The organism is Achromobacter sp. 01N37, assembly GCF_056399725.1.
This window is the reverse complement of the sequence record NZ_JBFTRX010000003.1, coordinates 1-25,593: the sequence shown is the minus strand read 5'-3', so window position 1 is coordinate 25,593 and position 25,593 is coordinate 1. Positions and strand designations below refer to the sequence as shown.

28 protein-coding genes and 1 pseudogene are annotated in these 25,593 nt (G+C 59.8%); 2 read left to right on the top strand and 27 right to left on the bottom strand.

Annotated elements, in window-relative coordinates:
• Positions 1–16: 16 nt before the first annotated feature.
• The 16 genes from AC1DSJ_RS06185 to AC1DSJ_RS06110 form a co-directional block, all read right to left on the bottom strand.
• The gene (locus AC1DSJ_RS06185) at positions 17–2,500 is read right to left on the bottom strand and encodes a tape measure protein (protein WP_441371107.1); all 2,484 of its coding nucleotides are present in this window, start codon (positions 2,498–2,500) and stop codon (positions 17–19) included.
• A gap of 150 nt (positions 2,501–2,650) precedes the next feature.
• Positions 2,651–3,136 carry a phage tail assembly chaperone gene (locus AC1DSJ_RS06180; protein WP_441371106.1) on the bottom strand — a complete coding sequence of 162 codons (486 nt, stop codon included), beginning with the start codon at positions 3,134–3,136 and terminating at the stop codon, positions 2,651–2,653.
• Positions 3,136–3,564 (bottom strand): phage structural protein, encoded by a 429-nt coding sequence (locus AC1DSJ_RS06175; protein WP_427965475.1) that lies wholly within the window; start codon positions 3,562–3,564, stop codon positions 3,136–3,138. Before AC1DSJ_RS06175 ends, AC1DSJ_RS06180 begins: the two co-directional genes overlap by 1 nt.
• Positions 3,565–3,579: 15 nt before the next feature.
• Positions 3,580–4,938 carry a DUF3383 family protein gene (locus tag AC1DSJ_RS06170; protein ID WP_441371105.1) on the bottom strand — a complete coding sequence of 453 codons (1,359 nt, stop codon included), beginning with the start codon at positions 4,936–4,938 and terminating at the stop codon, positions 3,580–3,582.
• Positions 4,939–5,016: 78 nt separating this feature from the next.
• Positions 5,017–5,520, bottom strand: coding sequence for a Rha family transcriptional regulator (locus tag AC1DSJ_RS06165; protein ID WP_441371104.1), 504 nt, complete (start codon positions 5,518–5,520; stop codon positions 5,017–5,019).
• Between the two features lie 179 nt (positions 5,521–5,699).
• Entirely contained in the window at positions 5,700–6,221 is a 522-nt protein-coding gene (locus tag AC1DSJ_RS06160) for a phage neck terminator protein (RefSeq protein ID WP_441371308.1), read from the bottom strand.
• Between the two features lie 179 nt (positions 6,222–6,400).
• Positions 6,401–6,769 (bottom strand): hypothetical protein, encoded by a 369-nt coding sequence (locus AC1DSJ_RS06155; RefSeq protein WP_427965466.1) that lies wholly within the window; start codon positions 6,767–6,769, stop codon positions 6,401–6,403.
• Positions 6,766–7,215 carry a hypothetical protein gene (locus AC1DSJ_RS06150; protein ID WP_441371103.1) on the bottom strand — a complete coding sequence of 150 codons (450 nt, stop codon included), beginning with the start codon at positions 7,213–7,215 and terminating at the stop codon, positions 6,766–6,768. The genes AC1DSJ_RS06155 and AC1DSJ_RS06150 overlap by 4 nt, the downstream gene beginning before the upstream one ends.
• Positions 7,212–7,592: a DUF4054 domain-containing protein gene (locus AC1DSJ_RS06145; RefSeq protein ID WP_441371102.1), complete on the bottom strand. Its 381-nt coding sequence runs from the start codon at positions 7,590–7,592 to the stop codon at positions 7,212–7,214. Before AC1DSJ_RS06145 ends, AC1DSJ_RS06150 begins: the two co-directional genes overlap by 4 nt.
• 52 nt (positions 7,593–7,644) lie before the next feature.
• Complete coding sequence (locus tag AC1DSJ_RS06140) at positions 7,645–8,169, bottom strand: HeH/LEM domain-containing protein (protein ID WP_441371101.1); 525 nt, start codon at positions 8,167–8,169, stop codon at positions 7,645–7,647.
• Positions 8,170–8,218: 49 nt separating this feature from the next.
• Entirely contained in the window at positions 8,219–9,184 is a 966-nt protein-coding gene (locus AC1DSJ_RS06135) for a major capsid protein (RefSeq protein WP_441371100.1), read from the bottom strand.
• 11 nt (positions 9,185–9,195) lie between these two features.
• The gene (locus AC1DSJ_RS06130) at positions 9,196–9,945 is read right to left on the bottom strand and encodes a DUF6651 domain-containing protein (protein ID WP_441371099.1); all 750 of its coding nucleotides are present in this window, start codon (positions 9,943–9,945) and stop codon (positions 9,196–9,198) included.
• Between the two features lie 116 nt (positions 9,946–10,061).
• A complete protein-coding gene (locus AC1DSJ_RS06125) occupies positions 10,062–11,072 on the bottom strand; it encodes a phage minor head protein (RefSeq protein WP_441371098.1) in 1,011 nt (336 codons plus the stop codon).
• A gap of 9 nt (positions 11,073–11,081) precedes the next feature.
• The gene (locus tag AC1DSJ_RS06120; RefSeq protein WP_441371097.1) at positions 11,082–12,452 is read right to left on the bottom strand and encodes a DUF4055 domain-containing protein; all 1,371 of its coding nucleotides are present in this window, start codon (positions 12,450–12,452) and stop codon (positions 11,082–11,084) included.
• A gap of 5 nt (positions 12,453–12,457) precedes the next feature.
• A complete protein-coding gene (locus tag AC1DSJ_RS06115) occupies positions 12,458–13,786 on the bottom strand; it encodes a phage terminase large subunit family protein (RefSeq protein ID WP_441371096.1) in 1,329 nt (442 codons plus the stop codon).
• Positions 13,740–14,213 (bottom strand): DUF2280 domain-containing protein, encoded by a 474-nt coding sequence (locus AC1DSJ_RS06110; RefSeq protein WP_441371095.1) that lies wholly within the window; start codon positions 14,211–14,213, stop codon positions 13,740–13,742. The genes AC1DSJ_RS06115 and AC1DSJ_RS06110 overlap by 47 nt, the downstream gene beginning before the upstream one ends.
• Before the next feature lie 108 nt (positions 14,214–14,321).
• Between AC1DSJ_RS06110 and AC1DSJ_RS06105 the strand changes: the two genes are divergently transcribed.
• A complete protein-coding gene (locus AC1DSJ_RS06105) occupies positions 14,322–15,299 on the top strand; it encodes a putative phage abortive infection protein (protein WP_441371094.1) in 978 nt (325 codons plus the stop codon).
• Positions 15,300–15,555: 256 nt separating this feature from the next.
• Here AC1DSJ_RS06105 and AC1DSJ_RS06100 read toward each other — a convergent pair whose 3' ends face one another.
• From AC1DSJ_RS06100 to AC1DSJ_RS06065, 8 genes are all read right to left on the bottom strand, one after another.
• The gene (locus tag AC1DSJ_RS06100; protein WP_441371093.1) at positions 15,556–16,410 is read right to left on the bottom strand and encodes a DNA cytosine methyltransferase; all 855 of its coding nucleotides are present in this window, start codon (positions 16,408–16,410) and stop codon (positions 15,556–15,558) included.
• Positions 16,373–16,591: a Com family DNA-binding transcriptional regulator gene (locus tag AC1DSJ_RS06095; RefSeq protein ID WP_441371092.1), complete on the bottom strand. Its 219-nt coding sequence runs from the start codon at positions 16,589–16,591 to the stop codon at positions 16,373–16,375. The genes AC1DSJ_RS06100 and AC1DSJ_RS06095 overlap by 38 nt, the downstream gene beginning before the upstream one ends.
• Positions 16,592–17,552: 961 nt before the next feature.
• On the bottom strand, positions 17,553–18,248 hold the full coding sequence (locus AC1DSJ_RS06090; protein WP_441371091.1) for a hypothetical protein: 696 nt from the start codon (positions 18,246–18,248) through the stop codon (positions 17,553–17,555).
• Positions 18,249–18,381: 133 nt separating this feature from the next.
• Complete coding sequence (locus tag AC1DSJ_RS06085) at positions 18,382–19,899, bottom strand: hypothetical protein (RefSeq protein WP_441371090.1); 1,518 nt, start codon at positions 19,897–19,899, stop codon at positions 18,382–18,384.
• Between the two features lie 117 nt (positions 19,900–20,016).
• Positions 20,017–20,562, bottom strand: coding sequence for a hypothetical protein (locus AC1DSJ_RS06080; RefSeq protein WP_441371089.1), 546 nt, complete (start codon positions 20,560–20,562; stop codon positions 20,017–20,019).
• Positions 20,552–21,046 carry a RusA family crossover junction endodeoxyribonuclease gene (locus AC1DSJ_RS06075; protein WP_441371088.1) on the bottom strand — a complete coding sequence of 165 codons (495 nt, stop codon included), beginning with the start codon at positions 21,044–21,046 and terminating at the stop codon, positions 20,552–20,554. The genes AC1DSJ_RS06080 and AC1DSJ_RS06075 overlap by 11 nt, the downstream gene beginning before the upstream one ends.
• Positions 21,043–21,276 carry a hypothetical protein gene (locus AC1DSJ_RS06070; RefSeq protein ID WP_441371087.1) on the bottom strand — a complete coding sequence of 78 codons (234 nt, stop codon included), beginning with the start codon at positions 21,274–21,276 and terminating at the stop codon, positions 21,043–21,045. The genes AC1DSJ_RS06075 and AC1DSJ_RS06070 overlap by 4 nt, the downstream gene beginning before the upstream one ends.
• Complete coding sequence (locus tag AC1DSJ_RS06065) at positions 21,273–22,442, bottom strand: DUF1376 domain-containing protein (RefSeq protein ID WP_441371086.1); 1,170 nt, start codon at positions 22,440–22,442, stop codon at positions 21,273–21,275. Before AC1DSJ_RS06065 ends, AC1DSJ_RS06070 begins: the two co-directional genes overlap by 4 nt.
• A gap of 97 nt (positions 22,443–22,539) precedes the next feature.
• On the opposite strand from AC1DSJ_RS06065, the gene AC1DSJ_RS06060 reads away from it, so the two are divergent.
• Positions 22,540–23,265 (top strand): hypothetical protein, encoded by a 726-nt coding sequence (locus AC1DSJ_RS06060; protein WP_441371085.1) that lies wholly within the window; start codon positions 22,540–22,542, stop codon positions 23,263–23,265.
• An 80-nt stretch (positions 23,266–23,345) separates the two neighbouring features.
• Here AC1DSJ_RS06060 and AC1DSJ_RS06055 read toward each other — a convergent pair whose 3' ends face one another.
• From AC1DSJ_RS06055 to AC1DSJ_RS06045, 3 genes and pseudogenes are all read right to left on the bottom strand, one after another.
• A complete protein-coding gene (locus AC1DSJ_RS06055; protein WP_441371084.1) occupies positions 23,346–23,954 on the bottom strand; it encodes a hypothetical protein in 609 nt (202 codons plus the stop codon).
• Positions 23,951–24,298, bottom strand: coding sequence for a hypothetical protein (locus AC1DSJ_RS06050; protein ID WP_441371083.1), 348 nt, complete (start codon positions 24,296–24,298; stop codon positions 23,951–23,953). The genes AC1DSJ_RS06055 and AC1DSJ_RS06050 overlap by 4 nt, the downstream gene beginning before the upstream one ends.
• Positions 24,295–25,593 (bottom strand): annotated as a pseudogene (locus AC1DSJ_RS06045) (DNA cytosine methyltransferase); the annotation flags it as partial. The pseudogene AC1DSJ_RS06045 and the gene AC1DSJ_RS06050, both read right to left, overlap by 4 nt.

Here is a 25,593-nt window from a genome sequence, read left to right as displayed (position 1 = left end):
CCGCGCCTCCCCTTTTTTAGCGGCCTTCTTCAACACCGGTGACGAAAAATCGCGTCATGGCGTCGATCGTGCGTTGGCGGCCCACGTTCATACCGCGCTGGGTTGCACTCGCCACGCTGTCCGGATTGGAGTTCGGCGCGTTGATAGTGATGTCCGTGCGGTTCTCCACCGTGACCGCGCCCCGTCCGGGAAACGCGCCAGCTTGAGCAACCGTACCGCCGGAGATAAATGGCACTGTGCCGCCATTGATCAGTGCGCTCATCGCCGGTCGGTCGGCCAAAGAGGGCCCGCGCCGCCCCCCGGTCATGATCGCCCGGGTTTCTTCGTCAGCGTCCGGGGGCAGCAGCCCCTTGAACCAGTTCTTGGCGGCCTCGACCTTGTCGTTAATCCAGGTCTGGATCGCCCCGCCGATTTCCTTGATTTTGGCGATCATCTTTCCGCCGATGTCTTCAAAATAGGTCCAGACACCGCTAAACGCCTCGCGCCAGTGCTTTATCGCGCCGTCCCAATCGCCTTTGAACGCCGCGATGACACCTTTAAAGATCTTCGACCAGAAGGCCCAAAGCTCTTCGAAATACTGCAAGACGGGCTCAAGGAACGTCCCCTTCACCTTGGCCTTCAATGCCTCCCACGACGCCGCGATGCGGGCCTTGATCTGATCCCAGTTCTTCCAGATTTCCCAGAGCGTAGTCGCGAGCAAGACAACGCCCGTAATGATCCGGCCGATCGGCGTCATCGCAAAAGCCCGCCACAGGAGCGGCACCGCCGTACGGGCGAGGAACATGATCAACCCACGAACGGGCGACAGGATCTTCCACAGGCCGTAGGCGAGCACGGCCACCGTTCCCCACTTCTTGATCCACGGCCCCAGCTCTTGGCCAGCGCCACCAAGCAGGTCTTTGACATAGACCAGAGCGGTCTTGACCGCGTCGATCTCCTCGCGCCATTCTTCCACGCGGCCGATCAGTTCACCGGTCACGGAAATATCACCACGCAGCCAACCGGCGATGTCGTCGCCAATCAAATATATGGTGGTGAGAATCGCAGCCATGCGAAGCAGCGGCGCCAGGGTCCGTTTCCAGATCGAGAGCATGCGCAGCGCGCCGGCCGGCCCGCGACGCAAGGCCATAGCGCTATCCAGCCCCACCGCTGCCCGGGCGGCGCCGATCAGCGATCGCGTCAACCCGCCCGATTGAAAGGTCGCCAGCCGCAGCCAGCCACGCAGCTTGACCAGGCCCCAGGTCGCGCCCGTAAGCGCGAGCAGCTTGACCAACGTAGCGATGTGGTCAGCCATGAATTCGATCGACTTGGTTACTCCAAGCACCACCGTGCGGCCAGCAGTCAACGTCTTCCCAAAAAAGCGCTCAAAAGCGTCGTTCCACACCGTCATGGCGTCGGCGACCGTAACGGGCATGCTTTCGGCCTCGATCCGCATCTTGGCTAACTGCGTCTGCAACGCAGGCAGAAAGCGGTCGGTCGTGACCGTCCCCGCCTTCACCTGCGCCAGCAACTCGTCGGTCGTAATGCGCAGCCCGTCGGCCAAGGCGGCCTGCAGCCGCGGCGCCGCGCGCATGAGCGTGCCGTATTGCAGCATCGCCAGCTTGCCTTGCATGATGCCTGCTGTCAGAGACGAAATGACCGCCTCCTGATCTTGGGCTTTGGTGCTCGACAGCACCATGCCCAGCGACAAGGCCTCAGTCACGTCCAACGTATCTTGAGTGGATTTCCCGAGGTCTGCCATGGAGCGGCGCGTGCGCACGAACAGGCCGGCGTTCGAAGCATAGGATTTGTAGGTCAAGCGCGAGATCCGCGCCAGGTCTTTATCCACCTCCCCGTATTCCTTTGCCGAACTGGTGGCCTGGCGCATGCGCGCCTCCATCTGGCCCCAGGCGTCGATATCGCCAAAGATGCGCTTGACCAGGGAAACGCCCAGCACTGCGCCAACGATGCCGCGCAGGCCAGAGAATGCGCTCTGCTGTTCCTTAATAACGCGCACGCCCTGCCACTGTGCCCGCGTCAACCGTTGCTGCGCACGGCGTGCGTCTTGGATGCCCAGCTGCACCCCTTCCCAGGCGCCGATACCTGCTTCGCGGATATTGTGCAGCCCGCCGCGCATGCGGCCCAAAAGGCCGCTGTACGCGCCCTGGATCTGCGCCATCTTGCCGCGGGCCGCACCCACATCTACGGGAAACGCGGCAGGTCGCCCGAGGCTGGCCAGGCCTGCCGGCACGGCTGGGCTGGTGGGCAATGACGGAGCTTGCAGTGCGATGCCTGGAACCCGCATCGGAACGGGCGTCTGTCCCATGGGTGGATGCCGCGTTGCCCACTCGCTCTGAGGCGAACTAGTGCCGACGATCACCTGGCGCATAGCCTGAACCGTCTTGCTGCTGATCGCAGCCATCTTGGCCTGGACCGCCTGATAGGCATCTTGGTACTGCCGCAGGCCGCTGTCGTCCACCTGGTACCGCAGCAGCGTCACCAGCTCGCGTACTGTTGCCATGTCCTCACCTCGCCCTTTTCTCCGCCGCGGCTGCGGCCGCCTCTTGAGCGTCCATCAGCGCGTTTAGCTTCAAGATATCCAGCAGATCCACATCGCCGCGCCTGACGGCATCTAGGCTGACATGGCGGGCCAGGATTGGCCGCCAGATAATCAGCTCTCCTTCGAAGGCGGCGTCAAACCGCCCGACAGGCTCGCCAGCTTCTCGCGGGCCGGTCCAAAGCGGCCGGCCCAGCGCACCAAAGGGCCGGCGAAGTTGTGCTCCAGGATGTGAAACAGCAACTCCAGGATCTCCGAGAAATCCGAAAAGGCCATTCCTCGGTGCGCGGCCGTCAGCTTTTGCGGTTCCCGATTGACAAGCTCGAACGTGACCAGCTCGGCATCAACCAGACGATCTGCCCACCCGGCCAACGCATCCCCGCCCAGCTTGATCGACAGTTCCCGAAATGCCTCCAGCATCGCTTGCTCGTCGCGGTCCTGGGCCTGTCCTTCTGCGCCGAAGATCGCGGTCAGCATCGAGCCCGCCGCCGGCAGCACTTCCTTCTGCAGGTCTCCAAGCAGCTTCAGTTGGCGGAATGGGTCGAACCGCGAAATACGAAATACCGTGGTGCCGATCGTCACTTCCTTGATGCTGCTCATCAGCGGTTACCCCCAATGACGTTGATGGATGGGCCCGTTTCAATTACCCACTCACGGTTGCCGACCTTGGCGCCGTAGCTGGCGTCCGGCGTTTTGACGACCCAAGCCGAATCGGACGCATGCAGCGAAGTGCCGCGCAGGTCGGTAATGGCCACCGGCACCACGCCGTTGCCGTCGGTCGTCTTATCGGCCTGGTGTAGCGCCGTGAGCGCCGCATTGCTCAGACTGGTTTGCATCAGCGTCACCGTGATGCGCAGACGCGAGTCCCGGGACATCGAACGGGCCACCTCGCCGTCGGCGCCAGCAATCGACGAGATTCCCTCGCCGATTTCCGCAACCGACACGAAGGAATCCTCGGCCACGCCGGAGATGGGCAAGGCGCCCATCACAATCTTTACCTGGTTAGGTGCATAGGTTTTGACTGACATGCTCTCGCACCCCGTTTACAGTTGTTGGTAGGTCAGGTTGCCCTTGATTTCGGCAACGTGGATGGCGCCCGCCAACCGCGCGCTGAACTTCAAGTCGCGCAGGATTCGGTTCGCCTTATCGTTGGGTGAGATGCTGGCGGCCCGCGGCGCGTTGATGACGAACCCCGGAATCTTGCGGCCGGCGTCGTCGATTTCGTCGGGTGCGATCAGCCCTCTGGCCTGCCCCAGCATCAACGCCTGACGAACGCCATTCACAATGACCAAGATCCCGGCGTCCGTATAAGGCACCTTGCCGTTGGCGTTGACCAGTTGCGTCGCCACGTTGATCTTGACCTGCTCGGCCAGCCAATCACGGCCACGGATGACATCGATCCATTCGCCCGCTGCCACTTTCCCGTTCTGCGTGATGGCGAAGTTGCGCATCTGCTCAAACGTGTTGGCGTTCTTGGCGTGCGCCGCCAGCGCTTGGCCCTCGGCCAGGTTGTCATAGGTCACGCCAGACAAGCGCGCGTTGGCCCAGGTTTCGCCACCGGGGTAAAAGGTGAAGCGGTTGGCACACACGGCGGATTCCAGCGATTCACTGGCGGCCCGGCCGTGATACCAGACGTGCGTGCGAAAGTACTGTTTCTGCTGGCAACGGGACGCGATATCGGTGGACACGGCTGCATCGATAATGCCGGCCTGGTCGCTGGACACCCCGAACAGGCGCTCATTCGACTCAACCCACTCTGCGGCGTCCAGTACATCCGATTCAACGCGACTGGCCAGCGCCACGCCGTACCAGTCGCCGCTTTCGCGCAGGCACGCATTCAGCGCCACCGATGGCGGTTCGGTACTGGTCGGCGCGGCGAGCCGAAGGTTGCCGTCTATCGCGATGGCCACGGCCTGGCCAGACAGATCAGCGGTGACCGAGACTTCGGCCCCCACGGCCACCGCAGTGACCGGCGCGCTGGTGTCCGCGATCGCGGCAACCAGATCCGTCGCGATCGATTCGGGCGTGCTGCCCGTTTGCCCGATCGCTACCGCGTCGACGCTCTGCGTCTCGCCCGTGCCGTCGCGCCAGGTCAAGCCCACTGCATACTTTGACGCTGACGCCGCGGTCACGGTGAAGCGGGAGGTATCCACCTGCCGCCGGCCCACGAAAACGCGGGTCACGGTGGGGATCTGCTTGTATGCATCCCGGACGGCGATGTACAGCGGGTCATCGTGAGCGATACCCATGTCCAGCAGCTCGCCGGGTTCAGTCACCACCATGATGCGATTGACGCCCAGCGCGTGAGCGCCCAAGACGAGAAGATCAGAAAAGCTCTGCTCCTTGATCGCCGTGGTGTTCAAGGAGATCGCCACGTTGACGATTCGGTCGATTCTTGCCATGTACGGCTCCAAAAACAGAAAGCTGCCGCACACCGGAGTGTGCGGCGCGGAATGTGAAAGACCCGGCGCTAAGCCGGGTCAGTGAAGTTGAAGAGAGGGCTGGATTTCGTCTTCCAGCCGTTCCCGCCTGCGCTTGAATTCAGGGATAGCGCGCTTGCGCTCCAGCATGAGACGGGAGCCAAATGATGCTCGTACCTGCGTGGAAACTTCTTCGGCTACTAGGGCCTGAAGCTGCTGATATATAGTTTGCGTTTGCTTGGTCAAGGCATCGCGCATGCGATAGAACTCGCGTATCAAACGCACCTTGAACGCAACGACTTCGTCGCTATTGCGCATAAGAGAGATCAATAGGGCTGCCTGCTGTTCATTTAGCATCGCCACCTCTCGGCGCTGTGAGCCCCCCGCGGTCCCGAAGGTTCGCATTTCAAATGCCACCCTTCCAAACTCTTCAAGAGCATCCATGCGTTGGCGAATCAGCTGAATCACGCTCTTGTGGTTAGCCCTCATGCCGCGAGCAATCACAAGGCTGCATGCCAATGGCTGCCCATTTACAACGGAAACAAGCAATTCAATACTGTTCATCTTTCATCCTAGAAAATAGAACGATTGGTTCCAAGGCCAGCAAAACTCTCGTCAAAGCGCATCCACCGCATGGACTCGGTAGCTACCGATTCAAGGCTGCTAAGAGCCATCTCCCGGCAAAGCAGAAAAAGAAATGGCCGCCTGAAGGCGGCCGAATGGAGACGAAACGGTCGCGCCCGCTACGGCGTCACGACCTTTATGGAAAACGGCGATTCGATGCCTGGCACCAGCTCACCCTGTGTGTTGCCAGTGCCAGTCACATGCTCGATAACGCCGACGAATTCGGCGTACTGCCGGGTATAACGAATGCCCAACTCCAGCACACCCCGGCGCTCGTAGCGCACGCCGTCGCGATTGATCGGGATGTTTTGAAGGCGGCCGACGTCATACAACGCCAGCCCCAGAATCTCGGCCCGCTCTTCGTGCACCGTGTGCTGGAGCGTAAGTACGAGCTGGTCCAGCGCGTCGTACGCGGCGTTGCCGAAGCTCTGTAATTCGACTGTCGCGTCCCGATGGCCATGCACGGTCTGCATGCCCTCACAGTCGACTGCCCCAACTTCGCTTGGGCTTGCCTGAGCCCATCGCAGCACCATCGTGATGAACGGGCGCGGAGGCCTGTCCCCGTTCTCCTCCGCAAAGATGATCGGGATGTCGCCGGCCGCGGCCAGCAGCAGTTCGTAAATTGCGTTTTCTGGCGCCACGGTGACCTCGTGTGTGTGGTGGTGCATCGATGGGACTATCGGCAACCCCACGCTCAAGCGCGCGCCGACTCGATGCCGCCCTACCCGGTGGCCTGGATTGCCCAGCCGGGCCTGGGAAAGAACTTCCGGACGTTTTGCCCCGTCCGGCCCGGTCCAGGCGGCCGGGTATCCTGGGCATCCTATGTCTCGGTGTCGGCCAGCAACACCGCCAGATAGCGAAAATGGGAAATCACGCCTGACTGCCAGGGCGCCACGCCCACCACCAGATATTCGCCAGCCGTGGGGCCAGCGCCCCAAACCAAGCGGTCGCCGTTGGTCCAATCCTGACCCGCGACGTTCAGCACCTCGGACGAGTAGATCCGGACGGCGGCGCTGATACGCCGGCCCTCGGGGTTTGCTTCCAACTGGTCATAGTCGGCCGCCTTCGCCGGCTGCACGGACGCTTGGATCGTTCGGTCCGGGCCCGGCTCGCCTTCGACCCAATGACCGCGCTGTCGATAGCCGGCCTGCCGGGTACGGATCGTTTGTGGACGACGAAAGCTGCTCATGCTTTGACCACCTTGTATTTGATGGAGTTGAAGTGCAGCTTCTCGTCTATCAGAGGTTGTTTAAGACCCTTCCTCTTCACCGTGGACGTGGCGTTGGGCTCCCAGGGGCCATTGATGAGATGGTGCTGGACGATCCCTTGGTACCAGGCACCAACCGCGTGCACTGCCTCGGTTGCCGTCTTCTTCCCCGACACGATTGCCGCCACCTGTTGCTCCTGCACGTCGGCGAGCTGCTTTTCGTAGACTCGGGCAGCGTCCCGATGCAGCGGCCTGGATGGGATCTTTTCCGTGCCGTACTCGTTGAACTCCACGTAGTCGATCAGCGCCGTGCCGTTGCTGCCCGGGGTATTGGCGTCTTCCGCCTGGATACCCACCTTCACCGCCACGGTGCCCAGTTGGCGCATTTCGGCCGCATAGCGTCGCAACCCCTTGTCGATGACCTTCAATCTTCACCTCCAAAGCAACGAGATCCGCGCACCAAGCCCCCCACCCGCACAGTGCGTACGCACTTGTCCTTCAGCAGGTCATACCGAGCTCGAAAGCCCATGGGGTCGATGGTGCCTGCGCTGTTTCCAAACGACCGCTGGAGATCGCCTTCCTTCTCCATCGTGACACCGGCCGGCACAACGATGGCAACGTCTTGCTGCATCCTCATCGCGAGCAGCCACGCCGCATACAAGGCTTGGGCCTCGTCCTGCTCGCCCGGCGTCAGGCAGCCGGGCCGGTGATTCTTTGCGACGGCAAGAGCTTGCTCTTTATCTTCGGTCGGTCTGCCGGACACGCCAGGCGCCAAGAAATCGAGAAGCTCAACCGTCGCCGCCATAGTCGCCCCTTTGATCCGCGTTGCGGTTGACGTAGCACTGCATGGCTCGTCCTTATGCCCCAGCCGCCAACAGGGCTTGCAGGTCTGCCTTCTTGGCAGTCTTGGGATACGCAATTTGCTTGGCGTCCAGCGCGGCCTTCAGGCCGTCGATAGTTGCCTTGGAGTCATCCACCGCAACGCCCTCACCCGAATGGGATTCTGGCGGCGGTGCCGGTGGCGGTTCCAGAGGGGGTATTGGCGGCTGCCCCGACGAGTCGCCAGTGGTCGCGTGGCCATCGCTCTGATTTTCCTGGCCGTCCGCTTGTTCCTCTGGGGCGCTCAGGTTCCCGAGCTTGACCGGCGCAAATGGCCGGAGGATCTCGCCCAGGTCATCCTGCGACAGCACCAGATAACGTTCGCGATATGCAGGCGGCACATCTCCGGCCACCGCATTGCATCGCTCGATGAAATCGCCGGGTCGATACGCGCGCGGGTCTCGGATGAGAACGCCAGCGCCACGGGCCATCGCCTTATCCTCGGCGGATGGCGAGGCCGCCACGAACAATAGAACCCGCCGCGGCTGAGTCTTCGCTTTCATGAATGCTCTCCTGATCGACACTGGGGCGGACCTTCCCGCCCCGAATGCCTTACTTGGTGACGATGAGGATGCCGGCCGTATCCTTGTTGGAGGACGCCGTCTTGTCCCAGTTTGCCGACGAGCCCAGGGCCATATCGTTGGGGGACTTTCCGCCGTTGCTTTGGTCCCAGCTGTATCCGGATATGCCTACGTTGTAGGTCCACTCGGCTTGATAGACGCGAGAAATGTTCTCGCCACCGGTCTTGTCCACCATCACGGCATTGAAATCTCCGTTGTCCTGCACCAGGCCGGCGCCAGGAACCAGCCCCAACGTGTCGTAGGTCAGCGGCGAGTCGCCCCAAGCACCGGGATTGACCAGCGGGTCGGCATCCGTCACAACAAAAATGCGGCCAAAGGGGTCCCGCATAACGTTCACGGTTCCATAGGTAAAGAGACGTTCTGCGTTCGAAAGCGCGTTGTCGTACAGATTGGTCAACACCGTCGAATGCAAAATCCACGCGGCTAGCGCGCCCGACCGGTCGCCAAACTTGCCCGCTCCCTGGTTGAGTACGCGCCAGGTTGGGGCGACGTCCATGACTTCATGCACTACGCCCACGTTCCCCTTCAACGCAGCCACCAGCGCACGAATCACAGCATTCAGCATGTCCTGCAGCTTTGCCTTCGCCAGCTGTTCGCCGATCTTCAGCGCGGCCAAAGTCGGATTCTCATAAATCCAAAGATATTGCTGGGGTTCAAATTCGATCGGCGGGGTACCGGCCGCGACCTTCACAGCCGTGTTGGCCATTTGTTCCAGACGCTTGGGAGGCACGGAACCGCTGCCGTAGGCGTCGCGGCGCCGCACCAGGCCGCCGATCTGCTTGAACATTGATTCAATACTGAAATCGCCCTTGTTCTGCGCGGAGGCCAGCACCAGCACGCCGCCCGATGCCTCGTTGAATTTGTTGACCTCTTGATCAACAAGCTCGGTGATGGTCGTAGCGACCTGCTTGTTGAATACCACCAAATCGAAAGACATGCTTTCGCTCCCTATTGATTACCAACCTTGTCCAGGTACGCCACGCGCTCGGCGTCGGTCTTGCAGTCCGCAAGAGACGCTGCACCGTGGCGCCCGCCGCCAGCGCCATTGCCCCCACTGCTCCCACCGGAAGCGCCAGAGCCCTTCAAAATGTGGTCCTTGTGGGGGTACTGCTCAATGAGATGGTCCAGGGCCTCGTCGAAGTCAGCGAACTCGCCCGGGCGCGAACGGCTAAAGATCTTGTTGCCGTCTTGTCCGTAGGCCACGACCTTGCCGTCCTCGACCTTGAACGCCGACCCGAAGCGCGCCTGCACCAAGTCCGCCGGCACGGCCAGCTTCTCAGCGATCAACTTTGATCGTGCGAAGTTGCCGCCGATCATGTGGCTGGCCAGGTTCTGATTTGCCTGGGCCAGCTGCGCGCGGGCCTCATCGATCTGCACCTGATAGCCTTTGCTGACTTCGGACTTCACCTTTTCGACTTCGCCGGCATCCACCAGCTTCTTGTCGTCCAGGTTYTTSACCGTTTCCAGCGCCTTTGCTGCGGCGGCCGGATCTTCGATGCCCTTGAACCCATCCAGCCGACCTTCCGCAGCTTCCGCGCGCTCGCGGTGCGATTTCGCCTCTCCATTCAGACGACTGATCGTCTGAATGGTGCTGGCCGCGTCGAACGCAACTTCTTTGCCGTCGTCCTGCACGTAGACAGGCTTTCCGTCCTGCAGCACCACATGGCCGTTCTCATCGAGCTTCAATTTCATGGTCATCCAACCTTGTCCGGTGGGCCATCCGGCCCGAAACACCGCCTTGCATCCGCGCCGCGGCCACAAAAAAAGGCCGCGGCGCAATTACGCGCCACGGCCCTACCCCACACCTCTATGAATTACCGAGGTGCAGAAACCTCGTATTTCGCCCGCAACTGCTCCAGCGTCAGCGGATTGCCTTGCATATCCAGCAGATCTGTCAGCGTGAGCTTTCCGTCTTTCCAAAGTTCCAGGCGCCCGGGCCCGAAGTACTGCCGTTTGAATTTGTCCGACTTGCGGGACAACCATTGTTCGAAGGTCGGTCCGCGGCTGAGTGCTCCATCAGCGCCGGGCAGCGCCGCGCCTACGCCGGTCTGCAAGGGTTCCGGTACCAGGATGCAGCGGCAACCAGGATGGCGAGGTGGTCCGCCCTGAAGTGGCGTCTGATGCCCCACCGGCTCGCCGGTCAAAGTGAAAAGCTTCCCGTCGAGGCCGCCACACACCATGCAGGTCTTGCTATCGAACCGCGCCGACCAACGGTAGCCGGACAGCACGTCATCTGCGCTGCGCAGCAGTGCCTGCTGTGCTTGGCCGGCGACGGCTAGCGTCACGCCCTCGGTGAGCGTCTTTGCCGTTTTGGCTGCCCGCCGCATCAACCCCGGCGTCTCGGCATCGCCCACGATTCGGGTCACCAGCGCCTGAGTCGTTGCTTTAGGGTCGAGCGAAGCGATGCGCACCTCGCGCGTAATCGCACGATGAAGTGCAGCGCCTTGGTTCTTCCACACTTCCTTCGGCGTGGAGCCCGCAAACACCGCGTCGGCGATCTCGAACGCAGCCGTTCGTCGGCGCATGCCAACGGTATCCGCCGTCGCGCGCTGGATGACATCGGCGAATGTAGCCAGCATCGCCAGTTGCTGTTCCGCGATCGCGGCGTGCGCGTCGCTGGCCGCCGAGTCAACGGCCCCTAGCAACCGGTCAAGCGCCAAAGGGCTGACGCGTGCGATATCCACGGCGCCCAAGATGCCTCGGAGTTCGAGCGCCAGCTTTCGCAGCTCCGCTTGCGCTTCGGCGTCCAGGCCTGCCGCTACTCGCAGCGCGTCCAACATTAATTCGGTTGCCGCGTCGTCCAGCCTGTCGCGCTTATCAGCCATCGTTCACCTCTAAAGCCGTGGCTGGGATCGCAAGCGCTCCTGCTCCGTTTCCCAATTCACGCCATCCGCCACCAGGCTGCGGCGCTTGGCCTCTTCGAACAGTGTCTGGTCGGAAAGGTTGCCGGCGCCGTTCATGGTGATCAGCGTGGTCATGGACTGGTCAGGCGTCGAATCCAAATCGAAATCCTTGTTGATCTCGACTGATCCACCGTCGCCCAGCTTCTGCCAATCGGCCATGAATTGCAGGACCTGGTCAATGGCATCTTCCAGCCCCTGCGCCATGTTGCCCAACGCGCTTTTCTCCGTGACCGAGTCGTCGGCCGCCTGCTGCACGGTCTTAGTGAACTGAGCATCCTTGCGGCGCAGCTTCGCACCTGCCTCGGACATCTGGCGTTCCAGCGCGTCCAAGGAATCGCGGCCAACCTTGACGCTCTCAGCCGAGCCCTGCACCACGCCCATCTGTGCCCCATTGGGTAGCCCGATAATGGAATCCGCCGACGCCTGCAGCGGTTTGGGCTTGCCATCAGGCCCTGTCTCGACGTCGGCGCCCGCCGTCCAAAGCAACCGCACCCGCGCGAAGCGCACCGACGTGTCCTGGTCCGATTGCTCCTGCCAGTGTTTGACGTTCAAGTGCGCAACCTCGCGCAGCGGCGGCTTTGCGGTCAACAGCCCGGTCCGACCCGTGTAAAGCGTCACCAGCGGGATCTCGGCCACCGACATCGGGCCCTCGTCATGCACGTAACAGGCGCCGTCCTTGCCGGAGCAGCGCCAGACTTGGTAGCTGCCCCGCCGTAGCACCCGGATCTGCTTGACCTCCTTGGTGCCGAATTCGCCGTCCTCTTCCTCCACAAACTCGACCAGGCGCGCCATCGTCAGCCTCGGCACGCCGCCGATCGTCTCGAAGCGCCATCCAATCAACTGCCGAGCGGCGTAGACGGTGCAGTACGGCCTGGCACCTATTGCCTTCTCGGCCGCTGCCGTGCGCGCGCCCACGACTCTCGGAAAGTCCACCAGCACATGGGCCATGCCAAACGCCAACGCGCGGTGGAACCAAGTGGCGGCAAAGACCGTCAGGTTGCTTCCCTGCAAGTCGATGTTCTGAGCTTGTGCCTGAATCGCTGCTGGCACGTCCTCGCCCACCACAACCGGTCGAACGAAGACGTGTCCGGAGAGATTGCTTACGGTCTCGGAGAACGCCGGAAACAGCGTGGCGGTGGCCAAGCGCTCCTTGTAGCTGGCATCACACTCCAGCGGGAACCGCGGCATGTAGGTAGCACCAGCCTCCCGCATTGCCACGGTCCCGCCCAGAAGCGCGTCGACCAGGTCCCAATCATCCGTCATGGCGTTGTACGCAGACAGCGGCGTCGAAACGTCTCTCATAGCACTCATCTCATAACGGATTGGGTCGCCACACGGCTCTGGATCGGATACCGCGACACGATGAAATAGCCGCCGGCATCATTGGGATGGTCATACCCGGCCTTCTTATCGGGTGCGCCATCATCGCCATATATCTGCCGCTCAAGCGCCTGTGTGAAGAGCGGGCAGCGGTCGGTGTTGACCAACAGCCGGCGCTCGCCGACGGTGTTGTGGAGCATTGCATTCACACTGTTCACCCGGTCCCGGACAGCCGGGTTCGCGGCGTTCACGCGGACAGTGAAGCCCGCCTTGCGCAGTAGCGAGATATCGGATTCGCTGGCCTTGCTTGTCTTGCGGTTGTCGCCGGAGGCGTCCGGATAGACCACGATGCTGAAGCCCGGGTACTTATCTTGCAGCTTCTCGATCATGGCGGGTGTGTCGAAGACCTTCATCGTCTCGTCCACTGCCAGCGGCAAGCCGTCGCGCACCACGAAGGTCACAGCCGCCATCTTGCCGACGTTGAAGTCCATGCCAACGTGCAGAACCTCGCCGGCACGGATAACCGCGTCGGTGTGGCTCGCGCGTCGGTCGAAGCAGTAGTAAACGACCCCTGCATAGTTTTCGAAGCTGGCCTCGTATTCCTGGCGGAACGTGCGCGGGTCCATCTTGCGCCGCGCTGCTTCGATTTCGTCCCGCGGCACGTTGCCGCCTTCGAGAGACGTGTATAGCCAACTCTTGTGATCCGGCTGGCGTTGCTCTTGGCCGTCCAGATATGTGTCGTAGCAGTGATTGAAGCCCTTTGGTGTGCCGATGCGTAGCGCGTGCCCACCAACATAGGGCACGCCGTCAACGACGTACCTGCAGGTCGACAGCATCGGGCGCAGGACTTCTTCCCAGGCGGCGTACTTGCAGTCTGCCCACTCATCGACCAAGACAAAGAACAGGCCTGAGCCGCGCAGATCGTCGTAGTTCTCCAAGCCCACGCAGCGGATAAGGTGCCCTGTCGTGAGCGAGATGAGCATGTCCGTTTCGTTGGGCTTGGACGCCCGCCAGCCGGCCGGGATCGCTTGCTTCAACCGGCGCCAAAACACTCGGCGGGCTTGCTTCTGCGTCGGGGCGGCGTACCAGATCTCGTCTTCGATGCTCACGCCCCACTTCACCGCGAGGCGCGCAGCCCGGCGCATCTCGGCTTTGCCGAGGAAAGTCTTGCCAAAGCGGCGACCGCAAACAGCATCCCGAAAGCGTGCGTTTGGCTGCCAACCCCAGACGTAAATGTTCGCCTGCTTGGGCGTGAGCGCGGCGGGCTCCTCAAAGAACAGGCTTGTCTGGCGTCGGCTCGTCAGGGGCAAGGACATATTCGGCGTGCTCCGGGATCTGGCTGCTGCCAGGCACCGGCTTCACCGGTTCCATGCGCCGGTTCACATAAGCGTCGCCGACTTCTTTTGCTGCTTGTTCAAGCACCTGCAACACGATGGCCAAGTTCAGCTTGTCCTCAGCTTTGACGGCGATGCGCTGCATCGTCCGGAGACGGTATGAACGCTGAGCAATTGCGATCTCACCGGCTTCCCGCTTGAAGTTTTCGCGAGTGGCGAAAAATAGCTCGCGCCAACGCTTTGCCAGATCCCTACCCGCCACCTTCGTCGGGTCGTACCGTGCGACCTGGGTCCTTGGAACCTCGATTCCAAATTCTTCGTGCAGGGAATTGGACACCTGCTGGGGTGAGTCGTAGCAGGCCAGCTCTTGGACAATGAAGCGCTGCTGCACTTCGGTGAGCTTAGCCATAACTGCACCTATGCCGCGGAACGTTGGCCGATAAAGCAATTTTCATTGCGGAGCTGAGGATAACGTTCAAACTCTGCAATGCTCAGCACAAATATTTAATACAATGAAATGTTACTAACCGATAAATATATTGAAATGCCCTCTCCAAATTTGAACTGGACAAACCATTTAAAGGCAGCATCCATTTATGCAATAGCAGCTGCCATTCCACTAGGCATTGTTTGGATTGGTCTCCACCACTATTGGCTGATTTTTGACGTAGATACACTATCTGTCGAACACGAAGAGTGGGGACAATTTGGAGACTTCATCGGGGGAATAGTCAATCCAAGCGTCGGCCTCGTGACGATCTTCTTGTTAGTTTGGACTCTTCGATCGCAACAAAGGGAATTGCGTGAACAACGGACTCAGCTAGAAAAACAATCCGCCGAGCAAACCTTTTTTACATGGCTTAATGCAATAAATGAGGCAATAAAAAACATGCACGTAATAGTGCACGGGCGACACCGCATCACCGAATATCTTGGCCACAAAGTACTTGATCACAAGACCCGATGGGATGATGCAGATCAGCACGAGCTCGACGAAATTGAATCGGCCATTCTAAACAGCGACGAAACCACCCGAGCTAGCGAGCTAAAGCGTCTAAGCGACTTTGAAGCAAAAAACTGGAATGATCGAGGGCAAGACTTCGAGATCGCTGCAGTTACGCCAACGCGGCTATTGGTTGAACTCATCCGCTTTGTAACAACGCACCCCGTATTATTGGAGAAAGAAAAAGAGCGATATATGAAGGTACTTCGCGCAAGCATTAGCAAGGCGCAAGCCCACCAGCTTTTCCGAACAATTTGCCATAACGAAGAGAAAGGGACACTGAGAGATGCGGCAGCAAAATATGAACTTTTTCGCTTTCTATACACGACCGGGGAATACAGCCCGCTCATTGCAGCTCTTCTTCGCTATGATGCTCACAAACTTCCCCAATCCTGCTTTCACCCAAAAGTTCTGAAGGATTTAAAAGATAACATTCCGAAGCTAAGGGAGTTTTACGCCGACAAACGACGACAGTATGAACTGGAATTTTGATTAAGCACTCCGCTGAGTTCTCCCCGGGGCTTGCCATCCAAAACCTAACGTGTTAGCTAATTTGCAGAAAGCAATGCCCCTCGGCATTTGGTACGAAAGTGCCCTCACTTTATCGTTAACCTGACGTGTTCGTCGCATCACTTCGTCCGAAAGACCGTCAGGCGTCCCTCAACAAATCACCCTTCCGCGAAACCGATGACACTCAGGGATATAGCTCAATGACAGGAACCCCCATCTTGCTCAGAAATCAACGAACTCAGGCAAGAAGTGACTTCCGAATCTGATGAGCAATCCACTCCGCGACCGGCGGGGCAACGGCGTTTCCGGCACCATGAGCTTCCGCAAAGTTGGCCGCATCCAATCCGAGGCAAAGCCCATGATCTTCAGACGCTCGCCGCCGCTCAACCATCGAACGCCCGCTTCCTTCGGCAAAGACCAGGCCTGAGCCAGCGAGGGAGATCTGAGACCCAGATTTACCGGCAAGTAAGGTAGGGTAAGCCCATCCATCCAAGCCACAGCTCCCTTCGTCCGGGCGCGTCGCGCCAGAAATAGTTCCCACTGGCGCGGCGTCAGCCAGCAGCCCAATGGGGGGGTGCTGTCCCAGACGTCCGACCAAGAAAACGCGACGGCGTTTTGTGGGGACTCCGAAATATTGAGCATTAAGCACCCTCCAGCATCCCACATACCCGCACTCGGCAAGGGTCTGGACGACTGTTTGAAAGTCGCGGCCATCATGGCTAGAGAGGAGCCCCGTGACATTCTCAAGCACCACCCACTCGGGCCGAAGCTCGTTGAGGATTCGGACGGCTTCAAAGAATAATCCGGTGCGTTCCCCCGCGAGACCCCGCCGCTTTCCCATCGAGCTGACGTCCTGGCAGGGAAATCCGCCGACAACGACGTCGACGCGGTCGAGCTGGGCAGCGCCAATGGCGCACACATCTTCGAATTGCTTTGCGTGAGGGAATCGGTCCGCCAGGACTGCGCGGGCGATTGGGTTGATTTCGACTTGCCAGGCCGTTCGGAATCCGGCGCGTTCAAATCCAATATCGAAACCGCCAATGCCTGCGAAGAGGCTACCGACGGTCGGTTGCGATTGTCCTGCTGCATACATGAGCATCCTCTTGTGTGGATGCTCCAAGGCATGCGCGGAAGTGGCTCGCGGCGCTCTGGACGCTCAAGGCCATCGAAAATGAGTTCACGGTCTTGCACCGTGAACATTTAATGCTGAGCCGGAGATAACCGGCAGATTCAGCGAGCTTGCGCCCGCAATTGGCACAACGCAATTCTTCCATGAGTCAACTTGTAATTTGTGTTACCGTCTCTGCACCTGTACAGGTGGGACGGCCTTGGGTCGCTCACGGCTGGTTCCGTGGGTCGGCTGTCGGTCGCGCAGTTACAGCTGCGCCGCCGTCGCCGTCTTTTTTCAAATAAGATTTCGTGAACTGCGATAAGTGAAACCGGCCCGCATCCTCATCGTGGGTGCTTTCGCCGCCTTGGCATCGGGCTGCGCAGCACCAGTTTTAACCCCACAGCCCGCTGCTGCCATTCGAGCGTATCTGCTTGATCCCTGGCCTGGCCCAGACCCGCGGCCAATTCTGCCGATTGACACCCTCGCGGGCGAGCTTCCTGGCCGCACGTACAGCACGATCTATCCAGTCCAACGGTGCGATCAAACTGGACGATGCTCCATCGGCGTTGCAAAGCCCCAGGTACAGATTCGGATAACGACCAGTTCGCCGACTACGGTCTCTTTCGAAGCCAACGTGGATTACTCCGTTGAGGCGGAACAGACCAGCGACATCGCTAATGGCGCCAGTTATTCGAAGACCACTATTTCAGTGCCGCAAGCTGACTCAATGCACCGTGTGTACGTGAGGCGAGCCACGTTGAAGTACGGCGAGGAGCGGCGTCTGGATCTACCCTATGGTGAATCGCTGACATTCTGCGCACGCCAAGTTGCGGGCGGCCTGCAGAACAGCGATCCCCCCTGCGAGGCCCCGTCGACTGCGAAGCAATCTCAGACAATCCCGGTCTTATAGATCCGGCGGCCGAAATGCAAAACGCCCCGGTTTTTGGCCGGGGCGTTTATTCAGGTCGTACTTGCTACGAGTCTGGGCGAATTCTGATCTTTTTGTCCGGAAAGGTCAAGCAGCTTGCTGCATCTCCACCACGCGACAGATCTAACACTCTAAGCAGGGGACCGGTCGACCCACCCTACTGTTATCTGCCCGGAACGGCGCAGACAGGTGAATTTTATGAGTCAGTCTTTCCAACTGGCGCAACCCACCAGTCCTTTAGTTGCCTCCAACGTCGCTGAAACCAGGATCTACGATCCAGCACCGTCCTACAGCGGAGCTCCATACTCTCGATAATACGATTAAGCTCTTCATTGACTAGATCGCCTTCGCCCATCTCCCAAATCTGCTCCTCCCAATTTCTGCGTTGGGCACGCGACTTAGCCATTCTGGCATTGTCATTGGGGTCTGCGATATCAAAGTCATCGTTAATGTTAGCGGTGAGAACCAGCATATTAGCTGCAGTGAAAAGCTTGTTCGTTAACATGCGCATTGCATCAAACGACTCTCTGGTATCCACCCCAAATCTGGCCATAAAGGTATATTTCGTGGATTCTAGTTCAGCGAAAAGCGACATATCATTCGAATATCGCTTCCACAAAGGCGCGACTGTCCGCCGCCAGTGAAATCGCTCGTCGCTCTCGCCGGGCTCCTGAGTGACTTCACTGGACTCTGCCCCCACGGCGAAGGGACTACGCATTCGCCTAATCGAATCTCGTGCTTGGTAGAAAAGACGAAGAGTTTCTTCCGCAAGTTCAATCTCGCGCTTCCCGAGAAAATCCCGGTGCCACGCTCGTACTCCGATCACAGCAAGAAGTGCAGCGACGAAAGTTAGAATATCTCTGAGTAGCGATAGCGCTTCACTAAGTGTCATATTTTTTCATGCGAGAGGGATGCATCAACGCAGGCCCGGCCAGATCCAAGCCACAGGCGCAACAAAGGGAGGGCGCGGCGATTGGTCTATGACCAACTATTTGCTCCCGGCAGCGCAGATGTAAACACTAAAATTAAGGGGCGTGTGAAATTTCAGCATTGCCATCCGCAGCTTTGCTCATCGAAACTTCGCCAGTATTCGGATCAATTTCCACGCAGAACTTGTTTAGTCGAATTGCCACTGGAATTTCCCCAACATCTTGACCGAACAGGCTAAATCTCAGGCTCGTATTCAAGTGCGCATCATGCTCCCCAGACGGAACCACCGCCCCCTCCTCAGGCGTAAAAACCAATCGCTTCAGATTAATCTTCGTGGCATCTCCCTTTAATATATAATACGCAAGATCTATATCTGAAATATCTTGATGAGAGAAAATAGGATCTGGCGGCAGCGAAAAATCTGAATCGAGCGCCTTAGCTACCAGGTGCAGCCTTCCAACTAGAAGAAACCAACGCAACAACGGCCCATAGGATAAAAATGCGTCCTCATCGGGATTTAATCTTCCAGTCTTATCTTTATGACTAGCTTCTATATACAGTGCACGCTCGACATTGACCTTTTCCACCCAATTCGCAACGGGCGCCAGTTCGTCGAATTCTCTAATCGCCTTCCCGGTCATCGCTGCGGTGTTCATCCCAAAGGAAAACTCTGGCTTCTGCGGACCCCCGGGTAGCGGAAGAAGCAGCTTTACGTTAAATACGGAATCCAGGCTCTCCGTTGAAATCGCCAGCCCAAGAGTTCCTTGGAACATTCTGGCCCTTATATTAAGACCGGGGGAGTTTATCGAGAACTTTTTACCAGGATAAAGGCGGATCGTAGAATAACCAGACGGAATATGTTGAACAGAGATTTTCGCATTTGATATTTTTTTTCCTGCAATAGCTGAAAAGACGGGTGAACCCACGACCGATAATTCTTCCACGTCGAAAGTCCGAGGAAGACCAAACCCGAAAGCCTCAGTAGCACGCTCTACATTTTCACGACTTCCCTGCGCCCTAAAATTGAAGGTTGCGCGGACAGGTTCCGATTTAGCGTAAATTTCATGCTGCAGACCGTGAGGCCCCTGACTTATCTTTACACCGACATTCGGATCCAAGGAGTTGAGGGCACGAAAGTCGTCCGACTCATGCACGATTGGAAATATAGATCGGTCTTTCAACAATGCATCTAGATACGCTTCGAACGCACTTCGGTCCGATAGATCATTTTTCAGTTCAAATCTGATTTGGCTGTAGCCATCACCGCATAGATGCCCGGGATTTTCCGACGCCCATTTCTGCGCATGGATCCAAAACAACTTGCCATCTCCGGTTACCCTGACCACAAAAACTGGATGCACATTCACCGCGTACTCGCGCAATCTCGACTTCGAAACTTTGGCGGTGATGCAGCCATTCCTGCTAGTTCGAGCCGTGCCCTTTGCCTGAATCAGAAACCGCGCCCCACAATATTTTTTTGAATCTGGCGCAACAAATAGATCGTATCCGGTGTCAATCCGATCCGTTCCTACATTCCACGACCAGGAAACGAAGAGCCTTTCGATATCAAGTTCGCCAAGCGTGCCTGTTCGTTTACTGTCTGGAAAGTTCATACATTCTTCCTAACGGTTTTTTGCCGAAGTCTAGCAGCACCTCGCCAATGGCAGTATCCGTAACGCTGCGGCGGTCCTGGTTCCAGCCAGCAGCAAAAGCGCCCTCGAATCGCCGTGCTACCCAACTCCGGTAACAACGCCCGCGCGGCTCATCGCGCGCGCCAAACTCAACAAGGCTCCTTCTCGCTCCGGCCGCACTAGCCGCCGGTATGCCTGCAAAACGTCATGCAACGTTGATTTCGGCACATCGAACCGATCCGACAGATCGCGAATTCTCGGCCGCCCTCGCAGCATCCGGCAGACCAGCATATCGGTCACCAGGCGCTCCCTGCCCTCACCCACCGGGTTTAGCCACTCAGACACCTTGCGCGCACTCTCCGCGCCCTCAAGGCCGGTCGCATGCTGCGCACGCAGCAGGTGGAAGCCGATGCTGTTGCCCAGCGTACGCTCCGTCAGCTTGACGATGAACACCGCCTGCGCGTGCCACTCATGCGGCGAAAGCCCCGATAGCGCCTTGCGGTCGTAGGTCGCGTCGAAACGCTCCCGTAGCGCCTCACACACCATCTGCGTCGGGTTCTTGGGTTCGATGGGCATGGCCAGCATCAAGTAGGCAACCGCGATCGCGTGTTCCGCGCACGCAAAGGTTCCAGCTTCACGGGGCATGCTTCACCCCTTGCGCGGGTTCAATGCCCCGCAACACCGTCACCACCACCGTGACGCCAGGTACGAGCCCGTATACCTTGCGCTTGCTGTCCGCCACGACCTGAACGTCATCACGGTAGACCACACCGTTCAAGCCGTCCTTGACGGCCTTCTCCACGTTATCGGCATCTGGCTTCGTAGTCGGCGCGATCTCGCCCGCCGCAGCCCTGACCTGGCGCACCTTTGACCAAGACGCCGGGATCGGCATGACGATTTCCAGGTCGATCCGTATAGGCCCGGTATAGGTTGGGCGCCCTTTCATAGCCAGGGCCGCGGCAAGCTTGACCAAGCTTTCGTAGGCCACTGTCGCCTCTGGCGTGTAGTGCCGGGTGAGCACACGTGGTGCGCCGGTCTTGGCATCGCGACCTATACGCGAGCTCGACCTGGCACGCCCCTTCCCTCGCGGCACGCCAGGCACGGTGAATACAATTTGCTGCGGCATCATGCCCCCTCGCCGCGCACATCGCGCAGCCATTCGATACGAGCGGCCGTCTTGGCCGCGGTGGTTGGTGAGTGGTCCGAGCACTGCCGAGGGTATTCAGGGCTGACGAACGTGCCCGGTCGGTCGGCCATCGCAGCGCACCGCCCCAAACCCTGCTGGGCCATGCCGGCGTGGTCGCGAAGCGTGAAGAGCACGCAGCTGACGCACTGGACTGTGCTGGTGGTGCCGGTCATACGTGCACCCCGAAGTCAGCAAGCAGCCTGGCTCGATCTTCGTCGGACAGGTTCGCGGCCTCAATCACCCGAGCCTTGAAGTACGGAAACGGTTCCGACTCCCCCTGCACGATTCCCAGGTCGGCTCCCTTGGCGGTGAGGCCGGACGCAGTTGTGGCCCAGGCCAGCGGGTCGCCAGCCTTTGCAGCCGCCGTGCGCCTGGCGGAGACGCTGCTTGCCGCATCAGGCGGGTGCAGCACCTTCGCCACGAAGACGTCCAGGAAGCCCGGCGTGATCGGGCCTGCATCGCCGGAGGCTTCGCGGTCGAGCACGGCCAGGTCGTAGGCCTCGACCAGTTGCAGCCCGGTCGCCTCGGCTTCGACCCACATCGCGATGCGCGGGTCGCTGCTCTGCACGCCGCGAGGCTGTTTGCCGCGTGCCTTTTCCTTGCGCCTGAGCCAGACGGCCACGGCAAGGGCTTTTTCTTCGGGCGTTTTGTCGTCGTCGAGCGGCGGCGGCGCGGGGTCGTCCTCGCGCGCGGGTGTGTCCGCGAGAGACGCCGCCGCTGCTTCTTTTTCTTTTAAATACTGTCCCTGTCCCTCTCCCTGTCCCTTGGAGTGCGTTTCCCGAGGGACACCCGGTGGGTGTCCCGGCTTATATCCACCTTTGTCTTCGTTGAATTGGGCCGTTGTCCCTTGGACGGCTAGCTGTTGTCCCTGGGGACAACCAAGGGACACCCACTCCTCGAAGTCGGGGACAGCATGATTTGTCTCGTGGCGCTGATTGTGCTTTTTGACGCGGGCGCACTCCGTCTTCCATCGCTGCACTACCTTTGCGCGCCACGCCTCATTGGCCTTCTCTGCTACGACCGAGTGATAGAGGCGGCCATCTGAGCATTTGACCCATCCGCGTAGAGCACCTGCACGGTGTCGCATCCATTCCTTCGTGACGCGGCCGAAGCCAGCCATCTGCGCCAGGACATCGTCATCGTCCGGCAGGCTGGCGGCCGGGACCTGGTGCCACGACGCGCACCACAGGAGCACAGCGCAACGGAAGGCCTCGCCGTCAGCCTTCACGGCCAGGTCGCTATCACGCAGCCGCAGGACGTCCAGCGGCATAAATGCGAAATCGCGAAGGTCGCATTCCTTGGGAGTGAAAGGCGCGGGAAGCTGGACAAGATCTGTCATTCCGCGTCCTCCGCGCTTCGGACGATGAGAGGCCAATTCATGCTGACACCTCCTTCCCGATCGAATACGATTCGCGCTCGACCCTCACGGAGCCAACATGGCCAAACCCACCCGTCCTGAAGTGTTCTTTGGAGGAGCAGCTGTCGCGTGCGTAGTGGCGTGCGTCGCGGTGTTTTTGTGGAAAAAGTGGCCGGAGCCAGCCACGCTTGGCACAAAGGGTGAATGGGTTGGCGCGCTTGCAACTCTTGCTGCAGCCTTGACCGCCGTCGCGATTGCCTTCTGGTCTCATCGCCGTAACAAGATCGACACGATGATGGAAGGAGCCTTCGAAATCGTCGCAGCGGAGTACGTGATGCGACAAATCAAAGGCCAAGCAAGTGTGTTCCATCGTCGCCTGACACGCTTCATAGCGCAGTTGGCTGACATCAATAGCCAGATTGCGCGATGTGATCAGATAGTCAATGAATCTCAATCGGCTCATGTCATGAGTCCGTCGGACGCGGCTTCGTCGTTCGATAAATTGGTAAGGGCGGAGAGCCAGCGGCCAGCACTGGAACATAAGAAGGATGAAGATTCGACCAGAGCTATGCATGAGTTCGCCGGCTACGTGGAGTCGCTTCAAGCTCAAGCGGCAACGCTTTCTCACGTGAAAATGGCTGCTTTCGACCCTGCAGTTGGTCTCGCAGTGGTCAAAGCAAAGGCGCTCCTGCGGCGTAGCGAAGGGCTCGTAAAGATGGCAGCTACCACCTCTGATCTTCTTGAGTGTCTGAACAAAGTCCGCGACCTTCTCGGAATTTTTGAGGCAGCGATTCCGGCCGCGTAGAGGCATATCAAACGAATAGCCGAAGGTCATTGAGCAAGCCTCCAGCAACGCCGATCCTAAGCTGCCATACCGAAAGCAATTCATCCCGCCTCCTTTTCTTCAAGGCGTGCGAAGGCATCCCACATGCGAAGGCTGGCCAAGCGCGCGATGTCCACCGCGGCAGCCGAACTGATCGCCAGGGCGTCACGATTCGGCGTGGCGCGGCGCACGCAGTCCACGCGCATGGCGTCGCCGACCGGACGGGGGTAGCCGCTACGGTCCAGCAAGAGAACGCCGCTCTGGGCGCTCGGCAGCGCCGCGAATAGATCCTGGTGCCATATTTCCTTGGGCAGCGCGTAGTAGTGCTTCCAGACCTTGGTGGGCCAGTCCTTCGGCGTGCTCTTGTATCGGCCACGCCGGTCGACCCTTTCGACCATCAGGTCGTTCCAATATGGGCTGTGGCGCAATTCCGTCACTGACGGCCATTGCCCGAGATATTCTCGGTGCCACCACTTTTCCTTCTTGGCGTCGGCTATCAAATCCGCCCGGCTGATCTTGATTTCGACGTCGATGATGCGCAGGTTCTCCGTCACGACCAGAAGGTCGCATTCATGGCCGGTCCAATTGCAGTTCGGCACCACGACCAGATACTTCCGATTGAAGGTCTGCCGTGCCAGCGCGCGGGCGATAGAAGTTTCAGACCACGTCACGCCGCCTCCCGCTCGAAGCCGAGCAGCTCTTGCACGACCTCACCCGACTCGACGAAATACCACTCCGAATCGGTCAGGTTGTTGATGAGCATGCGTGCAAAGGCCTGGGCCTCCATCTCGCGCATGATCCGAACAAGCTTGCTCGAGGGGCCGCGCCAGGTGGGCTCCACGCGACGCAGCTTGGCGGCTGCCAGATTGTGATGCCCGTCCAGCAGGATCCGGTACGAGCGGCCGCGCAGCTGCATTTCGACTGTGCGCACGATGAACACCTGGAAGTGCCCGGCCTTGTGCCGTACCTTATCCGGGTCCAGGTGACGCTGGCTGCTGATGAGTGGCGCTGTCATGCCCCTTCTCCCCCGTGCACAGCCAACGCCGTGGCGATCGGCCTTACCCAGATGGGCGAAGCGGACAACTGGAAGGATTCACCGGCGCGCGCCAGCAGGATGGCTTGGCCAATAACCTGGCCCATGGCCTTAGCCGCCTTGCGCGGTACCGCATTCCCGATGCGTTCACGGTGCGCGCTGTCCGAGCGGCCTGCCATCTGGAACACCTCGCCTCGCTCTTCGGCCTCGGCATAGTCATCCGGGTCGTAGAGGCTCTGCAGGGCAGCCAGCTCTAACGTGGTGAACGGCCGATGCCAAGTGCCATCAAGCGACAGGATGCGGCAAACCAGCTTGTCGATGGCGGCCGGCAGCGCTGGAACATCCAGTGGAACAACCTGGTCCAAAAGTGTTCCACCGCATGATTCAGCCTCTAACCGTGCCAGATGGTCTGGAACACAGCGGGGATCGGCCACCGACCAGGCGCCGTTATCGTGGCAAGCAGACGCCGACACGGCGCCGATATTCCGATCCCAGTTGGCTACGCCGTAGTGCCCCGCCGTCAGGTAATGATCGCCGTGTTCGCGGGCCAATCCTGGCCGGGGGTCTGCTACGGAAAATGCGCCGTTGGCGTTCCCCGCGATAACCGCGTGTGAATGCTCACCCCAGCGTGCCGTGTGGTATTTGCCGTGCAACCGCGTGGGGTCCGGGCCGCCGCGTGGATCTGCAACGCACAACCCGCCGCTACCGAAGCGCGCGCCTGTCACAGTCTTGGCGGCGTCATTAAAGCCGGTGATGGCCAGCTTGATGCCGTGGGCGGCTTCTGGCCAACCCGTGCGCGGGTCGGCCACGCATTGACCGGTACCGTGCGCGCTGGTCATGGCGCGCGCGGCCACATCGAAAGGCACGATGCGGAATTCGTTGCTGTGCTTGGCGGGGCCATGGTGCCGCGGATCGGCCACGCTGTATGTGCCCTGGCCTGGCCCCTGCTGGCCAGCCACTGTGCCGGTCGATGCATCCCAGCGGCGCACGCCGTAGGCCTGGCCATCTTTCCACGCGGCCGACGGGTCAAAGCGCGGATCCGCCACCGAAAAGGCGCCATTGAGCGGATAGCTCCGGCCGGCGACGACACCCGCGGTGTCGGTCATGCTGTGCACACCCAGCGCACCTCGGTGCATTTCCGGCACGATGAGGTAGTCCCGCAGATGGCCGTCCTCGATCGCCAACCGGTTTAAGCTGCGCCAGTCGCTGCCCGCCTCAACGAAGGCCAACCGCACCCAGGTTTTCCAGCTCAGATTCGGGATGCGATGCATCGGGCC

What these genes read in the sequence shown, in the direction of transcription:
- AC1DSJ_RS06185 (WP_441371107.1), bottom strand. Translation starts at nt 2,500, where the DNA reads ATGGCAACAGTACGCGAGCTGGTGACGCTGCTGCGGTACCAGGTGGAC.
- AC1DSJ_RS06180 (WP_441371106.1), bottom strand. Translation starts at nt 3,136, where the DNA reads ATGAGCAGCATCAAGGAAGTGACGATCGGCACCACGGTATTTCGTATT.
- AC1DSJ_RS06175 (WP_427965475.1), bottom strand. Translation starts at nt 3,564, where the DNA reads ATGTCAGTCAAAACCTATGCACCTAACCAGGTAAAGATTGTGATGGGC.
- AC1DSJ_RS06170 (WP_441371105.1), bottom strand. Translation starts at nt 4,938, where the DNA reads ATGGCAAGAATCGACCGAATCGTCAACGTGGCGATCTCCTTGAACACC.
- AC1DSJ_RS06165 (WP_441371104.1), bottom strand. Translation starts at nt 5,520, where the DNA reads ATGAACAGTATTGAATTGCTTGTTTCCGTTGTAAATGGGCAGCCATTG.
- AC1DSJ_RS06155 (WP_427965466.1), bottom strand. Translation starts at nt 6,769, where the DNA reads ATGAGCAGCTTTCGTCGTCCACAAACGATCCGTACCCGGCAGGCCGGC.
- AC1DSJ_RS06145 (WP_441371102.1), bottom strand. Translation starts at nt 7,592, where the DNA reads ATGGCGGCGACGGTTGAGCTTCTCGATTTCTTGGCGCCTGGCGTGTCC.
- AC1DSJ_RS06140 (WP_441371101.1), bottom strand. Translation starts at nt 8,169, where the DNA reads ATGAAAGCGAAGACTCAGCCGCGGCGGGTTCTATTGTTCGTGGCGGCC.
- AC1DSJ_RS06135 (WP_441371100.1), bottom strand. Translation starts at nt 9,184, where the DNA reads ATGTCTTTCGATTTGGTGGTATTCAACAAGCAGGTCGCTACGACCATC.
- AC1DSJ_RS06125 (WP_441371098.1), bottom strand. Translation starts at nt 11,072, where the DNA reads ATGGCTGATAAGCGCGACAGGCTGGACGACGCGGCAACCGAATTAATG.
- AC1DSJ_RS06120 (WP_441371097.1), bottom strand. Translation starts at nt 12,452, where the DNA reads ATGAGAGACGTTTCGACGCCGCTGTCTGCGTACAACGCCATGACGGAT.
- AC1DSJ_RS06115 (WP_441371096.1), bottom strand. Translation starts at nt 13,786, where the DNA reads ATGTCCTTGCCCCTGACGAGCCGACGCCAGACAAGCCTGTTCTTTGAG.
- AC1DSJ_RS06110 (WP_441371095.1), bottom strand. Translation starts at nt 14,213, where the DNA reads ATGGCTAAGCTCACCGAAGTGCAGCAGCGCTTCATTGTCCAAGAGCTG.
- AC1DSJ_RS06105 (WP_441371094.1), top strand. Translation starts at nt 14,322, where the DNA reads ATGTTACTAACCGATAAATATATTGAAATGCCCTCTCCAAATTTGAAC.
- AC1DSJ_RS06100 (WP_441371093.1), bottom strand. Translation starts at nt 16,410, where the DNA reads ATGTATGCAGCAGGACAATCGCAACCGACCGTCGGTAGCCTCTTCGCA.
- AC1DSJ_RS06095 (WP_441371092.1), bottom strand. Translation starts at nt 16,591, where the DNA reads ATGGAAGAATTGCGTTGTGCCAATTGCGGGCGCAAGCTCGCTGAATCT.
- AC1DSJ_RS06090 (WP_441371091.1), bottom strand. Translation starts at nt 18,248, where the DNA reads ATGACACTTAGTGAAGCGCTATCGCTACTCAGAGATATTCTAACTTTC.
- AC1DSJ_RS06085 (WP_441371090.1), bottom strand. Translation starts at nt 19,899, where the DNA reads ATGAACTTTCCAGACAGTAAACGAACAGGCACGCTTGGCGAACTTGAT.
- AC1DSJ_RS06080 (WP_441371089.1), bottom strand. Translation starts at nt 20,562, where the DNA reads ATGCCCCGTGAAGCTGGAACCTTTGCGTGCGCGGAACACGCGATCGCG.
- AC1DSJ_RS06075 (WP_441371088.1), bottom strand. Translation starts at nt 21,046, where the DNA reads ATGATGCCGCAGCAAATTGTATTCACCGTGCCTGGCGTGCCGCGAGGG.
- AC1DSJ_RS06070 (WP_441371087.1), bottom strand. Translation starts at nt 21,276, where the DNA reads ATGACCGGCACCACCAGCACAGTCCAGTGCGTCAGCTGCGTGCTCTTC.
- AC1DSJ_RS06065 (WP_441371086.1), bottom strand. Translation starts at nt 22,442, where the DNA reads ATGACAGATCTTGTCCAGCTTCCCGCGCCTTTCACTCCCAAGGAATGC.
- AC1DSJ_RS06060 (WP_441371085.1), top strand. Translation starts at nt 22,540, where the DNA reads ATGGCCAAACCCACCCGTCCTGAAGTGTTCTTTGGAGGAGCAGCTGTC.
- AC1DSJ_RS06050 (WP_441371083.1), bottom strand. Translation starts at nt 24,298, where the DNA reads ATGACAGCGCCACTCATCAGCAGCCAGCGTCACCTGGACCCGGATAAG.